12 protein-coding genes and 1 pseudogene are annotated in these 16,258 nt (G+C 38.9%); 7 read left to right on the plus strand and 6 right to left on the minus strand.

Annotated features, from left to right (window positions below; translation table 11 throughout):
• Nucleotides 1-31: 31 nt before the first annotated feature.
• From J9318_RS11860 to J9318_RS11885, 6 genes and pseudogenes are all read right to left on the minus strand, one after another.
• Complete coding sequence (locus J9318_RS11860; protein WP_064435649.1) at nt 32-379, minus strand: hypothetical protein; 348 nt, start codon at nt 377-379, stop codon at nt 32-34.
• A gap of 13 nt (nt 380-392) precedes the next feature.
• Entirely contained in the window at nt 393-710 is a 318-nt protein-coding gene (locus J9318_RS11865; RefSeq protein WP_064435648.1) for a hypothetical protein, read from the minus strand.
• The gene (locus tag J9318_RS11870; protein WP_064435647.1) at nt 707-1,744 is read right to left on the minus strand and encodes a hypothetical protein; all 1,038 of its coding nucleotides are present in this window, start codon (nt 1,742-1,744) and stop codon (nt 707-709) included. Before J9318_RS11870 ends, J9318_RS11865 begins: the two co-directional genes overlap by 4 nt.
• A 208-nt stretch (nt 1,745-1,952) precedes the next feature.
• Nucleotides 1,953-2,315, minus strand: a complete 363-nt coding sequence (locus J9318_RS11875) for a hypothetical protein (RefSeq protein ID WP_064435646.1) — start codon at nt 2,313-2,315, stop codon at nt 1,953-1,955.
• A gap of 194 nt (nt 2,316-2,509) precedes the next feature.
• Nucleotides 2,510-3,892, minus strand: coding sequence for a PhoH family protein (locus J9318_RS11880; RefSeq protein ID WP_210560111.1), 1,383 nt, complete (start codon nt 3,890-3,892; stop codon nt 2,510-2,512).
• 258 nt (nt 3,893-4,150) lie between these two features.
• A pseudogene (locus J9318_RS11885) lies at nt 4,151-5,026 on the minus strand (PIN domain-containing protein); the annotation flags it as partial.
• Between the two features lie 268 nt (nt 5,027-5,294).
• Here J9318_RS11885 and rapA point away from each other — a divergent pair.
• The 7 genes from rapA to J9318_RS11920 all read left to right on the plus strand — a co-directional run bounded on the left by rapA (nt 5,295) and on the right by J9318_RS11920 (nt 16,178).
• Nucleotides 5,295-8,171 (plus strand): RNA polymerase-associated protein RapA, encoded by a 2,877-nt coding sequence (rapA, locus tag J9318_RS11890; RefSeq protein ID WP_210560113.1) that lies wholly within the window; start codon nt 5,295-5,297, stop codon nt 8,169-8,171.
• Between the two features lie 26 nt (nt 8,172-8,197).
• A complete protein-coding gene (locus tag J9318_RS11895) occupies nt 8,198-8,896 on the plus strand; it encodes a pseudouridine synthase (RefSeq protein ID WP_210560114.1) in 699 nt (232 codons plus the stop codon).
• 113 nt (nt 8,897-9,009) lie between these two features.
• A complete protein-coding gene (locus J9318_RS11900) occupies nt 9,010-10,713 on the plus strand; it encodes a DUF4856 domain-containing protein (protein WP_210560115.1) in 1,704 nt (567 codons plus the stop codon).
• A 90-nt stretch (nt 10,714-10,803) separates the two neighbouring features.
• Nucleotides 10,804-12,075 carry an imelysin family protein gene (locus J9318_RS11905; protein ID WP_210560116.1) on the plus strand — a complete coding sequence of 424 codons (1,272 nt, stop codon included), beginning with the start codon at nt 10,804-10,806 and terminating at the stop codon, nt 12,073-12,075.
• The gene (locus J9318_RS11910; protein ID WP_244731667.1) at nt 12,075-14,369 is read left to right on the plus strand and encodes a TonB-dependent receptor family protein; all 2,295 of its coding nucleotides are present in this window, start codon (nt 12,075-12,077) and stop codon (nt 14,367-14,369) included. The genes J9318_RS11905 and J9318_RS11910 overlap by 1 nt, the downstream gene beginning before the upstream one ends.
• An 8-nt stretch (nt 14,370-14,377) precedes the next feature.
• Nucleotides 14,378-15,334 (plus strand): sterol desaturase family protein, encoded by a 957-nt coding sequence (locus tag J9318_RS11915; RefSeq protein WP_210560117.1) that lies wholly within the window; start codon nt 14,378-14,380, stop codon nt 15,332-15,334.
• A gap of 82 nt (nt 15,335-15,416) precedes the next feature.
• A complete protein-coding gene (locus tag J9318_RS11920) occupies nt 15,417-16,178 on the plus strand; it encodes a sporulation protein (protein WP_210560118.1) in 762 nt (253 codons plus the stop codon).
• Nucleotides 16,179-16,258: the final 80 nt, after the last annotated feature.

Genomic DNA, 16,258 nt, shown 5'->3' on the forward strand with positions numbered 1-16,258 from the left:
GAAGTCATTCTAGACTCCTTATTTTCGTTATTTAATGACTTTTATGTTGAGACTTAAGTTGCTCTCTCATTTCTAAAACTCGATCTGCCGAATAAGCTCCTGCTCTCATAACAACCAATTCAACAAACGAAATATCAATTAACTTGTGGTCAACATCAATCACATAGTAACTCCCATTATGTGTGGTTATTTCTAGTTTATCCTCGACAGCAGTTTTGCTAATAATCTTTGAAGTTACTATTTGCTCAAATGGCCGAAATCTGAATGTTTCATCGTCAATAACCACCCCTGATAAAAACTCGCCAATAAATGATTTTTCAAATTCTTTATAGTCATAGACTGAGACTATGTAGGCATCCTTTAAAAATGTTTTATCCATGTGTTACTCCCTACTAATAGCTAGCAGGGAGCATATCTCGCAACTCTAATAACTCATTTGGAGAATACATACACTCATGCATTAAATTGAACTCAAATACATTTACATCAAACTCTTTTGGTTCAGCATCTAAGGTATAAAAGTCAGCACCAAAAGTTCGGAACTCAAGGCCATTGATTTCGATAACTTTTGTTGTGAACAAAACTTCTCCCTTTTTACCGCAATCACTATCTTCAGCAAATGTGGCGTAAAGCACCTGTTCAACTTTTTCCTCTGTATCAGATTGAATTGAGATAAGTGTGGCGTTAGTCAGTTTGATTTTTGGTCTCATGCTTGTGCTTCCTTGTTATCCTCAATGCTAAACGGGCGAAAAAAACTTAGATATTTAACCCCATCGACTTCTAGTAAATTCTTGTCAGCATCAAAATGTGACAGAACACTAGATTGATACAACGAAATGTATTTTTCATAATCTATGGTGTTAAAAAAATTGGTATCAACGCGACGGGCATAGAAAATTAAGCTCTGCTGGTCTATACGAATAGTAAACTTTTGATCTCCATCTACGTTTTTGACCTGTAGACATAAATCGGGTTTGTGCCAATCAGATACATAGGAAGGAACCAGTGGGAAGCCATAAACCAAATAACGCATGCCCTCGATTTTGAAGGTTGTTGGACTGAACTGAGTCTTGCTTACTTTGCCGCTGTTGAATAGTTCGAGTGTCAACATCAGCCAATGTTCATGTTTCGAAAAGCTATTTCCGTCAGATATACAGCCTTCGAATTCACCATCATGGTTTACATGATTGATGTACATGTATTTTTTAATGTTATCCAAGGAAAGCTTTTCAAACGGAAACTTTGAAGCGATGAGCCTGAAATAACAACCATGAACTTTTAAATCTGCATATTGAACTATCAACGGATCATCAAAGGCATCAAAGTATGGTCGCCACTCTAAGCGGAAGTCAGCTCCTGTATTTACAATAAACTTGGCATCTTCAGGTAACCCTAAAGCTTGGTAGATCACTGAAACTAACTCTAATGTTTCGATATCTACCAGCATCAGGCTTTCAATGCGGTTTGCCATTGACTCAATTTCTTTATGAAGCGACTCAATGATTTCTTGATCATCATATTCATTGATCATCAAGTATTTCAGGGAATCGTGCTTTAGAATTGAATCCAGATTTTCCTGTTCAAACACCTCAGTGAGACAATTATGGGTATCAGAAAAATGAGGGCTGTTATAAACACCTCTAGCCCACAGACCTTGTGCGTAAAGATCAGGAAACTCTAATAACTCAGCAAACTCTTTAGCTTGTTTGTTAAGCTTATTCTTTAATTGGTATAGCGAGATCATATAGTTCTCCAAACAGTGCTTGCAAACAAACAATGGCCTACTAACACACTGTTTATCTGACTATTTGAATCACCAAATTTTTCGGATGCTCCGCTTCACTGCTCATATTTTTAACGAAAAAAATATGCGTAGGCGTAGGCTGTCCGGTCAGCCTTCATCTTATAATATCGCCAAAAAACAAAATGACAACTTACGTATTTGTACAAATTTATGTAGATATTTTGAGTTTAAACTCTGAAAAGCTAAGCCCAAAAAGGGATATGACCAATTCTTCATTTATATTGGAGCCGGGAAATTTTTTTTCAAAATTTCCGATGATGCTATCTAGGTGGCTAGCCAATATTTTTACTAAAAATATTTCCGAGTTTGGTGAGAGAGCGGAAAGTACTATCAATGGATTGTCAAAAGATTCAGCTTTTATTTTTACTAGTAAATCACTGTAACTGTCACAGCCGTATAGACAAATAGATACTCCTTCTTGGGCCTGCCCAAGGGGAATTGATAACTTTTTTGACAACCTCTTTGCCTGACGCTTTATATTACTTATAAGCGCTTCTGATTCAAAAGACATACGCACACCAAAACATAACAACTAAGGTCCACAGCACCCAAGTCATTACATCTTCAATGTATGATTAATCTTTTAAACCCAGAGTAAATCCATTTCGTCCGCATGTGTGGAAACTGGCTTCTCTGAAAAGCCACTGCAAAAAGCAGTGGCTATTGTCGCAATATTATAAGGAAATGTGAATGGTAGTTTGATGCCTACATATTCTTTTCAGTGAATTCAGCCAAGCTACTACGCTCTACTTCATCAAAAATCAGCACTGATCCTTTTTCATAATGACGATACACATTAACAGCCGCACTTGCACCAGACGAAGCAGGTGTTACAAACTTATCGTCAATCTGGGCTAGGTTACCCAATACAATAGTCCGACAATTTTTACCTCCACGACTTAACATACCCTTGATTTGCGCTCTAGTCATGTTTTGAGCTTCATCAATGATTAACACAGCATCGTCTATTGAACGGCCCCGAAAGTAAGCCATGCTAGTAAATTCTATATTGGCTTTTTCAATCACATGCTCAACTGTTGCATGAATATTTCCTTCATGATTATCATCAGAGTGCATCGAGATAAGTGCATCCGTAATACCTGCAAGCAAAGGCATCGATTTTTCAGTTAAATCACCCGGAAGGAATCCGGGATCGTCATCCATAAAGTCTCTTGACCGCACCACAACAATTTTTTTGTACTTTTTCAACTCCAATACTTGATGCAGCGCCGAAGCAACTGCCAAAAAAGTTTTTCCGGAGCCAGCAGGGCCAAGGATGATATTTAAGTCATAGTAAGGGTCTGTTAATTGGCTTAAAGCTACCGCCTGACGCTGATTTTTTGGCAATATGCCCCATACCTTTTCTTGCTTACGAGGCAATAACTTTGTGTATACCTCAGTATCAGTCACTTCTGAAATCCGGCCAATGTGTCCGGCTTCATCGTACCAATACATGTTTGGCTGAACTTCATCGTTGAACAAGCTGATTGGGAATGTATAAACCTCTCCTGAGACTTTGAAATCTTTATCTGATTCAATTCGATCAAAAAGATCACCTTCAAAGGCTTGTACGCCTGTATAAAGCAAATCTATATCTGCGATTTGATTATCAACGGATACATCTTCAGCCATAACACCAACAGTTCGAGCTTTTAATCGCATATTGATGTCGCGGCTAACGATGGTAACGTCTTTATCTAACTCTTTCTGAAGATGCAGTGCATAGTTAATTATTCTATTGTCAGCATCGCTACCTATCGTGTGCTTTAATTCTTTTGCCATGTCCAATTGAGTATCAATACCAATGAACAACTTGCCTCTTTTAGCTGTTTCAGTAGAAGGCAGTGGAATACCTGCTTCCATTTCTTCTGCACTGTGCCCATTAATTATGTCTTCAAGCATACGAATACATACACGAGCATCAGCACTTACCGATTTATTGGTTCTTTCTTTTAAATTATCTAACTCTTCTAAAACTGTTAGACAGATGTATACATCTTCACTGTAAGCGAGCAATGACTTTGGATCATGAACTAGTGCCGATGTATCTAATACTCTTGGGTTTCTGTGTTCACTTAGATTATTCATTTTAGTTCTCCTTTGAGAACGATTTTCATTAATTAGCATTTTAGATTTACCTTAGGTTTATTATTTTTGTTTGTGCCTTCTTGCAGGTTAAATCCGTTATTTATATTTATTGATTAATGGTTCTGTTCTTTAAGTCACACTTAATGACATGTTAGAGAGATTAGATCTGAGCTTGTTATAAATACTCAATTTCTTCAGTAAGAATAAGGTCTGTAGATAGGTCTGCACAAATATTGAAAAAAAGCTTGCAGTAATACCTGTTTTACCACAACCCGCTGGACCAGTAAGAATAACCAGTTCGATATTCGGATCGAGCAACGCATTTAATGCCATCGCCTGATAGATGTTTTTTGGCGATATGCCCCAGGCTTTCCTTGCCATTAGACGTTGACGCCCCAAATCAACAAGCTCCACCTGCTCTTCTGAAATTGACGATACCCGTGCAGCAAAATCTGTGCTGTCGTCTAAAACATATTCATTGATAAATACACTTTGTAAAGCACTTCGTGGAATTTTGTGCACCGCATCTCTGCCGTCTTTCGTTGTCTCAACGCTTTTAATTTTGGCCCAAAAATCGCCTTCTACTTGTTCAAAGCCTTTTGTTAAAAACTCTATATCATCGATTAACTGATCAGTGGTGTAATCCTCTACATGCTTTAAGCCTGCTCCTTTGGCCTTTAATCGCATGTTGATGTCTTTGGTAACTAACACCACGGTAACTTTTGGACGTTCTTTTTGTAAATGCAGTGCTGCATTGATTATACGGTTATCATTTTCGCCACCGGGCAGTCCAGATACTTCACTCGTTATATGATGGTCATTCATGATGATTAAATGTCCAGTAACTTTACTGTCTTTTAGCTCCCCGCGATTAAGAGGCACACCTTCTATCATTGCTTCAGGCTCTACATCATGAAGCGTATTTTCTAACGATCTAATCGCCACTCTAGCGTCACGAGAAACGTCTTTGTGTCTGTCTTTAATATGATCAAGCTCTTCAAGAACGGTCATGGGGATGAGGACATCATGCTCTTGAAAATTGAAATAGGCGTGTGGGTCATGCAACAAGATATTTGTATCGAGTACAAACAGTTTAGGTTTAGTGTCATTCTTTTTAAGATTTGTACCACTCATAGTGTCCACCTTCTTTTTATTCTTCCCTATCTATCACTGTAGCTAATAAATCTCAGATTTGATGACAATTTGATGAAATTATTTAGCTACTAGAAACAATGTTCTACTTCTCAAAAGAACAATTTTCAGCCGGAACACTCAACAAATAACCAAAGGTGGCCTATGTTTAATACCGCTATAAGGATTTTTAACATTTAACAACGATTTTTGACGCAGAAGGGAGTAGACTACGCGCCTTTTTTTCGGCTTTCTTTACATGGGAGAATATATGAGTTTTTCGATAGGCCAGCGTTGGGTTAGCCAAGCTGAGTTTGATTTAGGTTTAGGTACCGTAATAAAAGTAGACAACCGATTTGTCCAGGTCCTATTTCCGGGTGCCGAAGAAACTCGTCAATACGCAATTGAACAAGCGCCGTTAATGCGCGTTGAGTATTCAATTGGCGATACGATTACCAGTATGGAAGGTTTTGAGTTTACGGTTTCTGAAGTTGAAACTGTTGGTGATATTTTGATTTACCACGGACAACGCGAAGATAACGAAGAAGTAGTGAGCGTTAAAGAGATAATGCTCGATCACCATGTACGTCTAAATAATCCAGAAGCTCGACTATTTACTGGCGCTTATGACAGAAAACATTGGTTTAGCCTAAGACTAGAGGCGCACCAGAAAAAGGCAGAGTTAGAAACCTTTTCTCTTCACGGTTTATTAGGTGCCCGCGTAAGTCTAATTCCTCATCAACTTTACATCGCAGATACCGTAGGAAAGCGTTTTGCTCCTCGTGTTTTATTATCTGATGAGGTTGGCTTAGGTAAAACTATAGAAGCTGGACTGATTATTCATCAACAGCTTATTTCTGGACGAGCGTCTAGAGTTTTAGTTGCCTTACCGGAAAGCTTGCAGCATCAATGGTTGGTTGAGATGTTACGCCGCTTCAACCTAAAGTTTGCGATTTTTGACGACCAGCGTTGTGAGGCAGAATCAGAATCAGATCCAAGCAAAAACGTATTTGAAAATGAACAACTTATTTTTGTTAGCCACGAATGGCTGAGTCATCCAGGAAAATGGCAATCTACTCTTGCTAATACCGACTGGGATTTAGTTGTTGTAGACGAAGCACATCATATATCTCCGCCAGAGAACAACAAAAATGATGACTCAGCAAACACCTTATATGAGCACATTCAAGATATTGGTAAAGCGACAAAAGGCTTAATATTACTTACTGCAACTCCCGATCAATTAGGCCATTACGGTCACTTTACTCGCTTACAATTATTAGACCCTAATCGCTTTCACGATTACGCCTCTTATCAAAAAGAGGAGCTTGAGTATAAGGCCGTAGCGGATATTGCAAACAAACTATTAAGTCTAGATGAGCTTGATCCTAGTGAAGTTAAAGCCTTATCTTTATTGTTAGATGATGAAAGTAGTTTGGCTCAAATCAATGAATACCAATCCAGTAGTGATAAGTCGTCTACATCACAACGACTCATTGCCGATTTATTAGACCGTCACGGCACGGGCCGAATAATGTTTCGTAACAGCCGACAAGGCATAAAAGGATTCCCGGAACGAAAAGTATTTGAGTACCCATTAGCCAGACCAGCAGAGTTTGCACCAGGAATTGAGTTACTTGGAATGCACCCAGAGCTAAGGCATAAACCTCAATCAGATAGCCTAGTCACGTGGTCACAAATTGATCCCCGTGTAAAATGGCTCTGTGAGTTTTTATTAGAAAATAAAGATGAAAAAGTGTTAGTCATTTGCGCCCATGCAAATACTGCAATGCAACTTGACGACGCACTATTTGAACGAGAGGGTCTTCGTTCAACGGTATTCCATGAAGGAATGACCATTGTTGAGCGCGACAAAGCAGCCGCTTACTTTGCTGATGAAGAAAAAAGTGCTCAAGCACTAATATGTTCAGAAATAGGATCTGAAGGCAGAAACTTTCAATTTGCGCATCACCTTGTTTTGTTTGACTTACCAGCCAACCCAGATTTACTTGAACAGCGTATTGGTCGCCTGGATCGTATAGGACAAACTCAAACCGTTAAAATACACGTTCCTTATATTGAGGGCAGTGCTGCTCAAAACTTATTTAAGTTTTATCACCAGGCTTTTAATGCGTTTGAACAGACTAGCACTACTGCACGAGTGGTCTTTGAGCAAAACCTGAATGCCATTCAACAGCAGGTTTTAAATTCACAAGATATTGAAAGTTTGAACACGTTAATCGAGCAATGTGATATCGCCAATCAAGCCTTAAAATTAGAGGTTGAACAAGGGCGAGACCGCCTATTAGAAATTAACTCAAGTGGCGGCGAACAAGCCAAACAAATTTGTGAAACCATAGAAGAAATTGATGACAGCACTGAACTTATGTCGTTTATGACACAAATTTGGGATCATTTTGGTGTTAACACCGAAGAGAAGTCAGACTATAGCTTCATATTGAAAGCAGGTGAGCACATGATGACCGATCATTTCCCTGCGTTACAAAATGACGGCATGACCGTATGCTTCGAACGAGACATTGCTTTATCTCAAGAAGATCAACATTTTTTAAGTTGGGAACACCCAATGACGACAGGCGTGCTCGACATGCTAACGAGTTCCGACTTAGGTAATACGTCTGTTTGTTTATTAAAAAACAAAAAACTACCTGCCGGTACCTACTTTGTTGAAATCAACTTTTTAATAACAACTAATGCACCAAGAAACTTGCAATTACACCGCTATCTTCCAAATACGCCAATCCGTATGATGCTGGACAAAAATGGTAACGACCTTGCACCTAAAGTTAAACAAGGTTCTTTAGATGAAAGTCTTAAAAATGTTAAAAAGACAATGGCGACACAATTAATTGGTGCGTTGAAGCCTGAGGTTATAAAACTTCTTGAGATTGCGAATCAAAAAGTTCAACCGTTTGTTGATGAGATTACCTCAGCTGCAAAGCAGAACCTTATTGATAATCGTGAACAAGAGCTTAACCGAATGAAAGCATTACAGGCAATAAACCCTAGTATACGCGATGAGGAAATTGAGTTTTTACAACATCAATTAGATCACTGTGTTGCAGAAATCGACGCCGCCCAAGTTCAACTTGATGCAATTCGTTTGATTGTTGCCGATAACAGTTAATTGAGTCCAAAAAATGGGGTAAACTTATGCTTACCCCATTTTTATATTTGAACGCTGTGGCTATATTAAATTACCAACCTCCAACATCACCCTATTTAGATATTCTTTATCAAGACGAAGACATTGTTGTATTAAACAAGCCTAGTGGGCTGCTCAGTGTGCCGGGTCGTAAAATCGAGCACTTTGATTCACTAATGAGCCGAGTCCAAACTGTCTGGCCTAAATCCTGTGTTGTTCACAGACTTGATATGATGACATCGGGTGTAATGGTCATGTCGATGCACCTTGATGCGACACGCCATCTCAATAAACAGTTTGCTGAGCGTACTACAGGAAAATATTATATTGCGGTTGTCGCTGGACATATGCCAGAAGACAATGGACACATTGACTACCCATTAATAGTTGACTGGCCGAACAGACCAAAGCAAAAGGTCTGCTACGAAACGGGCAAGGCTAGTATGACTTATTATGAGGTGTTAGAGCGTAGCGAGATCAACGGTCAAGCCGTTACTCGTGTAAAATTAACCCCGATTACTGGACGAAGTCATCAGTTAAGAGTTCATTTACAACAACTCGGCTTTCCAATTATAGGTGACAGGCTTTACGCACCTGAGAATATCGTTAAGCTAGTTGACAGATTACATTTACATGCAGAGCAACTGGAAATCTTTCATCCTAGCAACGGAGAAATGCTAACCTTTTACAAAAAAAGTGATTTTTAGAAAAATAATACAAACTATTCGTTAAATGCGATTGATTCTCATTTAAACTTAAACTATAGTCCACCCATCTAATGATAACCATTCTCATTAACATTAAGTGGATAGTCTGAATTATGTTTAAAAAGTCTCTTATTGCTCTAACTGTTATTGCAACGACCCTACTTACCGCTTGTTCTGGTTCAAGTGACGGAGAAGATCAACAAGCTCCAACAAATATTAACATCTCAACTAACACAGTTGTTGAAAATGCAGCTGGCGCTGAGATAGGTACGTTAAGTGCAACAGACGCTAATAGCGCTGATACTTTTACATTTGCCACTGACCACACTTCTTTTGTTATTAACGGCACTACACTTTCGTTAGCGGAAAACTTCCAACTAGATTATGAATACGCAACGTCTATTGACTTAGATGTGACCGTAACTGACTCTAGCAACCTGTCTTTTACAAAAACACTTACCATAAACGTTGAAGACGTATTAGACGTTTACGAATTTGAAAACAAGCTCAGTGCTACTAATAGTGTTTCGTACTCAGGCCAAGTTGCTCGCCACGTTTTAATTGCTGAGTTAACAGCATACATAGATTCAGGTTTACAAGCCGATATTAATTCTCAAACTATTTCATCTCGTTCAGAAGCACTCGAAAAGCTAATGTCATTTTATAAAATGTCAGAAGACGAATTCGCGATCTACGGCGACCGCGCTTTAACCTTATCAACCCTTGCAGAGCGCAAGCAGAAAACGTTACTAGAAATCTCAAGCACTTTAAAAGATTTGTCTGGCAAAATTGCTGGTAACGATCCGAGCGGCCAACATAAAGACTGGGCTGCTGAGTTTTTAGCATTTGGCGAGAAAGGAAGCTTATCTCCTGAAGGATTGATACTCCACTTCTTTGATCAAATTGCTGACAATGTAGAAACTCAATTATCTGGTGCAACTCGAACTGATATCAACGGCGACGTCATTTCAAAAGTGTATCTAGGTAGTAATGGTTTAGATTACAAACAACTTGTACAAAAAACACTGTTAGGTGCAGTCGCTTACTCGCAAGGCACCGACGATTACCTAGACGCAACAATTGACGGTAAAGGACTAAAAGCAAGTAATGAATTTTTAGTCAGTGGTAAAAGCTATACCGACCTTGAACATCAATATGACGAAGGTTTTGGTTATTTTGGTGCCGCTAGAGATTACTTAAACTACAGCGACGAAGAAATTGCTATCAAAGGAGGCCGTGACGCTTTCCAAGGTATGTCTGACAGTGATTCAGATGGCATGATAGATCTTAACTCTGAATATAATTTTGGCCATTCCCAAAATGCTGCAAAAAGAGATTTAGGCACAGCAAATAATACTTCACCGACTGACTTTACTGCAGCTGCCATGCAAGCGTTTTTGCAAGGACGCGCAATTATAAACGAGAATGTTGGTGCGGAATTAACAGATACGCAAATGCAGAGTTTATTAGCTCAAAGAGATGTTGCTGTTGCGAACTGGGAAATGGCAATTGCTGCAACAGCCGTTCACTACATTAATGATGTAACCGCAGACTACGCTAGTTTTGGTACAGATGAGTTCAATTATGCAGACCTAGCAAAACACTGGTCAGAGTTAAAAGGCTTTGTTATTAGCTTGCAATTTAATCCGTTAAAAAAAATAACGGACGAAAAATTTTCAGAGCTTAATACATTAATTAAAGATGCGCCTGTTTTGAGCAATGACTTAGTTGAGGGCTATTTAACAGACTTAGCTGCTGCTCAATTGATACTGCAAGAAGCGTATGAATTTGAACCGGAAAATGTTTCGAACTGGTAATAAAAAGCTATTCACATAGGCTGACACTTGTCGGCCTTTTTGCGTTTCTAACTATAAATTTTTTTGTTAAAAGAAATAATTGGACATCCAATGACTACAAAATTTAATAAAACTTTACAAATACTTACGGTATTTACTAGTTTAGCCATGCTAGGCGCTTGCAGCGATTCCACTTCAAGTGAGACTGGTAGCGAGTTTAATGGCAATCAAGGATCTTCGAACAACAACACAAATATAGACTTTAACAAACAAACATTAGTTGCCAATTTAGTTGATCACGTGTACTTACCTAGTGTTTCTAAATTTACTGCTTTTGCTTCAGAGCAAGCATTAGCGACAACCGCGTTTTGCGATGACTTGATCAATAATCAAACCGTAAATGCGGAACTAGAACTCGCCGCGCAACAAAGTTGGAAACAAGCAATGAGCGCCTGGCAAACTCTTGAAATGATGCAAATAGGTCCTTTAGCTGATAATGAAAACCAGCTACGAAATCAAATTTATTCTTGGCCGGTTGATAATCAATGTGCAGTTGACCTTGATGTTAGTTATTTTGAAGTAGGCAATATTGCCGGCACAGACTACAACATAAAAACTAGAACAAGTAATCGTCGTGGTATGGATGCGTTAGAACATTTACTGTTCACAGAAACATTAGACCATAGCTGTAAAAGTGATAGTTTGGGCCCTCAAAACTGGAATCAACGCCCCGAGTTAGAAAGAAAAGTCGCCCGTTGTGCATTTGCCATTGAAGTCGCAAATGACATAAGCGATTCAGCACTGTCGTTAGAAAATCAGTGGCTAGGAACAAATAATGATGGTTTTGGTCAAGTGTTAAAATCGATTTCGAGCAGTTCGACGAACGCAGCTTTTGAAGATATCGATGCAGTAATCAATCATCTTACCGACGCGTTATTTTATTTAGACACCATAACTAAAGACGCAAAAATCGGCGCGCCAATTGGTTTAATTACCAACAGCTGTGGCACTGCAACCTGCCTAAAGGATATAGAATCCCAGATAAGTAAGCATTCACTAGAAAATATTAAAGCTAACCTTAATGCACTATTAATCATATTCCAAGGTACTAGTCCTGAACAACAAATTGCCTTTGACGATTATCTCATTGCTGTTGGCGCCGAGAGCTTAGCGGAGCAAATGCGTGCTGATATTGAAAGTGCTATCACGAGCATTGATGAGTTTGCCGAGCAAGATAGTTTTGAGAACGCGGTTCAAAACAATCCGGCTAGTATTCAAACACTTTATCAAAATACTAAGAAGATCACCGACAATCTTAAGTCCGCGTTTATTGTCTTTTTATCATTACAACTGCCAAGTTCATCTGCAGGAGATGCTGATTAATGAAAAAATACTTTGTAGGCTCACCACTAGCTATCGCTGTAATGTCAGCTCTAACTGCCTATTCATCTTCTAGTTTTGCATTGGATGATTTGAATAACGAGGCCAAAGTTAGTACGAAAAAAAGCGTTGAGCACATTCAAATAATCGGGCGAGACGATAAATTAAGAACCGAAGCTGGCTCCGCCACGTTACTCGATGAGTTAATCTTAGAAAAGTATGAATATGATGATATTCATCGAGTTTTAGCGAATGTACCAGGTGTTAATATACGTCAAGAAGATGGTTATGGATTGCGCCCTAACATTGGCTTTCGCGGCGTTACGCCTGAGCGATCCAAAAAAATCAACATTTTAGAGGATGGTGTTTTAATTGGTCCTGCCCCTTACTCGGCACCGGCTGCTTATTATTTCCCAAGTGTTTCAAGAATGACGTCTGTCGAAGTAGTTAAAGGGCCTGCTGCAATAAAGTTTGGTCCAAATACAGTGGCGGGCACTCTGAATATGACAACTCGCCAAGTACCTGACTCATTTACTGGTCAATTGGAAATTGCAGCTGGTTCAAACGGTTACAAAAAAACGCATGCGCATGTTGGAAATGAAATTCAATTGAGTGATGGTTACCTTGGCTTTGTTTTAGAGCTTTTGCATAGCGAAGCGGATGGTTTTAAAGACATTGACTTTGCTGACCGCAGCCTATTTGATGAAGATTCAGGATTCGATAAAAACGACGTCATGGCGAAATTGGCTTATCGAAATCAAGTTTCTTTATTTAGTAATGATTTGAACCAATCATTTGAATTAAAAGTATCTAGTTCTAATGAAGAGTCTAACGAGACTTACATGGGTCTTACTGACGCCGACTTCTTATCAACACCCTATCGTCGTTATGCGGCAAGCCAAACTGGTGATATGGACTGGCAACAAAACCAAGTTCAGCTTACTCATCAATTATCTAATGCCGACTTTAGCTTAACTACTCGCCTTTATAACAATGAGTTTGAACGGGCATGGCAAAAAGTAAATGGCTTTAACCAAACAGGCAACGCCTCGATTGATAGAAGCTTACAAGAAATACTTGCTGACCCGATCGGTGAAATTAATCAAAACTATTATCTAGTATTAACAGGACAAAAAAACTCTGAAGAGGTTTACGAACAGCTTGTTGTCGGCACCAATGATCGTTCGTATTTTTCTCGTGGGTTACAAAGTGACATCAATTGGTCTTTATCCTTTTTGGATTTAAAGCACCTAATTAGTGCGGGTGTTCGTTTTCATAAAGATAGAATTGACCGCGATCATTTTGAGCAAAATTACTTAATGAATAGTGGTGTAATGACGCCTGATCAAATTGGCACTAAGTTCACAACGGTTGATTATGAGCAAACATCTGCAACCTCCGTCTACTTAGCAGATACAATCTCATTTGGTAAGCTGGATGTTACACTCGGAGGTCGTGGCGAACTTTTAGAAAGCCGCTACCAAAATGAAGCTATTGATAAGTCAAACGACTGGCAAGAGAAAACCACGAAAACATGGCTGTATAGTGCCTCAGCGTTTTACACACTTAATCAAGAATTAGGTATTTTTGGTGGCGTACATGAAGGTTATGTTCCAACGAGTCCAAAACAACCATCGCAACTAAAGCCAGAAGCTAGCGTCAACTATGAGTTAGGGTTACGTTACAACGAAAAAAATACCAAAGTTGAGGCCGTGTTGTTTTACAACGACTTTGATAATCTAAAAGAAAGTTGCTCGTTCTCTACTTCGGCTTCTTGCGCCAACCTTGGAAATTTAGATCAAGAATACAATGGTGGTGAAGTGGATGTTCAAGGTTTAGAGCTAAACATCCAACGACGTGAACGTCTTAATGAAGATTATGATTTACCTTGGTCAATAACTTATACCCGAACCGATTCAGAATTTAAATCTGACTTCGAATCGACGTTTGAATTATGGGGAAATGTCACTGCTGGTGATCCTGTGCCCTACCTTCCAGACAACCAAGTTACTGTTAACTTAGGTTTAGAAAGCAATGAATGGCAAATCAATCTTCTGATCAAGTACATTGACGAAATGCCTGAAGCGGCTGGTGATAATGTTGCCTTATCTGGTTTATATACAGACAGCTACACCGTTGTAGACTTATCGGCAAACTACATGTTTAACGCTAGTCATACACTGTATCTGAAAGTCGACAACATTACTGATGAAACTGCGTTGGTAAGCAGACGACCTTTTGGAGCAAGGCCTAGCAAACCACAACAAGTCTTTGTTGGTTATAAGTATAGCTTTTAGGCCTATTAATGTTCACGTCTATCATTGCTGATATTGAGCCTATTTTAAGACTCATTTGGCAAGATGTTTTAGCACATTTACTCAGCCCCAATAAGCGTTTGTATTGGGGCTACATATTATCGACATTGTTTTTGATAATGCTTGTGTTTACCTTAGATTATAGGCGTACTGGCCAATGGAATTGGCGAAAGGCATTTGGACGTGACATCCTGCTGCACTCGTCCTCGCGTCTTGATAGCAAAATTTGGTTTATCAATTTATTTATCAAGGCTTGGGTAATAACGCCATTACTATTTTCTGTCGCGCCTATTGCTATTTTTGTTCATAACTCGTTAAACAATATTTTTGGCGTGGTTACATTTACCCCACCCGAAGATTGGGTTGTACTTACTAGCTTTACATTATTCCTATTCTTACTTGATGACTTTACCCGCTTTTTATTACATTGGCTGATGCATAAAGTGCCCTTGCTTTGGCGCTTTCATCAGGTGCATCACAGCGCTGAAGTAATGACACCGCTAACTGTTTATCGAACTCATCCATTGGAAAGTTTTTTGTATGCCGCAAGACTATTGTTAGTTAATGCCATTACCATTGGTATTGGAGTCTACTTGTTTAAAGCTAAATTGAGTTTTTACGATATAGCAGGTGCCAACGTTGGTGTATTCTTATTTAACCTATTAGGCTCAAACTTGAGACATTCTCACGTTTGGTTATCTTGGGGAAAACAATTAGAGAACTGGCTTATATCCCCAGCTCAACATCAAATTCACCACAGTTTAGCGCAAGAACACTGGGATAAAAACTATGGAACTGCCTTGGCTATATGGGATCGAATTTGGGGTACGTTAGTTAAAGGGAGTGAGGTTAAAGATGAGCTACGCTTTGGCATTAACGATAAAAAAATAAACACGTTAAACGACGCCTATTTTGGACCGTTTAGAAGATCAAACCAAAAACCATAAAGTGTTACAAAATATAAAATTGCTTGAAACTTCCTTACCAGCCCTTATAACTAATAAAAGTTAAAATCTTAGAGGGAACATCATGTTTAAAAAATTACTTGCCAGTGTAGGTATTGGCAGCGCTAAAGTAGATACCTTTGTGCTATCAGAACATCTAGTACCTGGTGGAGAATGCAATTTAAAAGTAGTTATCAAGGCAAGCGACTCCGTTGAGCAAGATATTAATGGTTTAGAATTAGCATTGTGCACAAGTGCCAAATCTGAAAAAGATTTAGGTGATAGTGAAATAAAAGTGAATGAAACTGTTATTTTAAGTCGTTGGGCAATGACGCCTAACGAACTCGGTTTAACTGGAAGCGTATTAGCCCCCGGTGAGACAATAGAGTACGACCTGACCATTACTCTGCACCCTGACACACCTGTAACGTCTGTGACAAATAGCTTATCGAAAGTATGGATTGCTACTGGTTTAGACATTGATAAAGGTTTAGACAGCTCAGATAAGGATTACTTAGATATTCAACCAACGCAATTTCAAAAACATGCAGTTGACGCTATGTATGAACTTGGCTATAAAATATCTAAGGTCGACGTAGAAAAAGGCTATTTACGAGGCAATGGTTTTCAGTCCGAGGTGAACTGTTATCAAGAGTTCGAGTTTAGACGCCAAGCAGGGTTATTTTCAAGTAGTGAAGCTGAACTTAGTTTTGTCAGTTTAAACAATAGTGTGGGTTTATTGGTTGAAAAAGACCGCTTTTTAGGTGGTGATGCCTATTACAGTGAGGTATTACCTAACAATGCCAGTTATTCACTAATCAAGGCAAAATTAGAGCATTGGCTCTAACTTAATAAAAATTAAAAACGAACATAAACAAAGGGTTACTTTTCAGTAGCCCTTTTTAATACATAAAGTTTTGTGCATTT

The sequence above is a fragment of the Psychrosphaera aestuarii genome (genome assembly GCF_017948405.1).
In the GTDB taxonomy this organism is placed as follows: domain Bacteria; phylum Pseudomonadota; class Gammaproteobacteria; order Enterobacterales; family Alteromonadaceae; genus Psychrosphaera; species Psychrosphaera aestuarii.

Bases quoted from the DNA above. Each gene is read 5' to 3' on its own strand.
- J9318_RS11860 (WP_064435649.1), bottom strand. From the start codon at position 379: ATGGATAAAACATTTTTAAAGGATGCCTACATAGTCTCAGTCTATGAC.
- J9318_RS11865 (WP_064435648.1), bottom strand. From the start codon at position 710: ATGAGACCAAAAATCAAACTGACTAACGCCACACTTATCTCAATTCAA.
- J9318_RS11870 (WP_064435647.1), bottom strand. From the start codon at position 1,744: ATGATCTCGCTATACCAATTAAAGAATAAGCTTAACAAACAAGCTAAA.
- J9318_RS11875 (WP_064435646.1), bottom strand. From the start codon at position 2,315: ATGTCTTTTGAATCAGAAGCGCTTATAAGTAATATAAAGCGTCAGGCA.
- J9318_RS11880 (WP_210560111.1), bottom strand. From the start codon at position 3,892: ATGAATAATCTAAGTGAACACAGAAACCCAAGAGTATTAGATACATCG.
- rapA (WP_210560113.1), top strand. From the start codon at position 5,295: ATGAGTTTTTCGATAGGCCAGCGTTGGGTTAGCCAAGCTGAGTTTGAT.
- J9318_RS11895 (WP_210560114.1), top strand. From the start codon at position 8,198: ATGCTTACCCCATTTTTATATTTGAACGCTGTGGCTATATTAAATTAC.
- J9318_RS11900 (WP_210560115.1), top strand. From the start codon at position 9,010: ATGTTTAAAAAGTCTCTTATTGCTCTAACTGTTATTGCAACGACCCTA.
- J9318_RS11905 (WP_210560116.1), top strand. From the start codon at position 10,804: ATGACTACAAAATTTAATAAAACTTTACAAATACTTACGGTATTTACT.
- J9318_RS11910 (WP_244731667.1), top strand. From the start codon at position 12,075: ATGAAAAAATACTTTGTAGGCTCACCACTAGCTATCGCTGTAATGTCA.
- J9318_RS11915 (WP_210560117.1), top strand. From the start codon at position 14,378: ATGTTCACGTCTATCATTGCTGATATTGAGCCTATTTTAAGACTCATT.
- J9318_RS11920 (WP_210560118.1), top strand. From the start codon at position 15,417: ATGTTTAAAAAATTACTTGCCAGTGTAGGTATTGGCAGCGCTAAAGTA.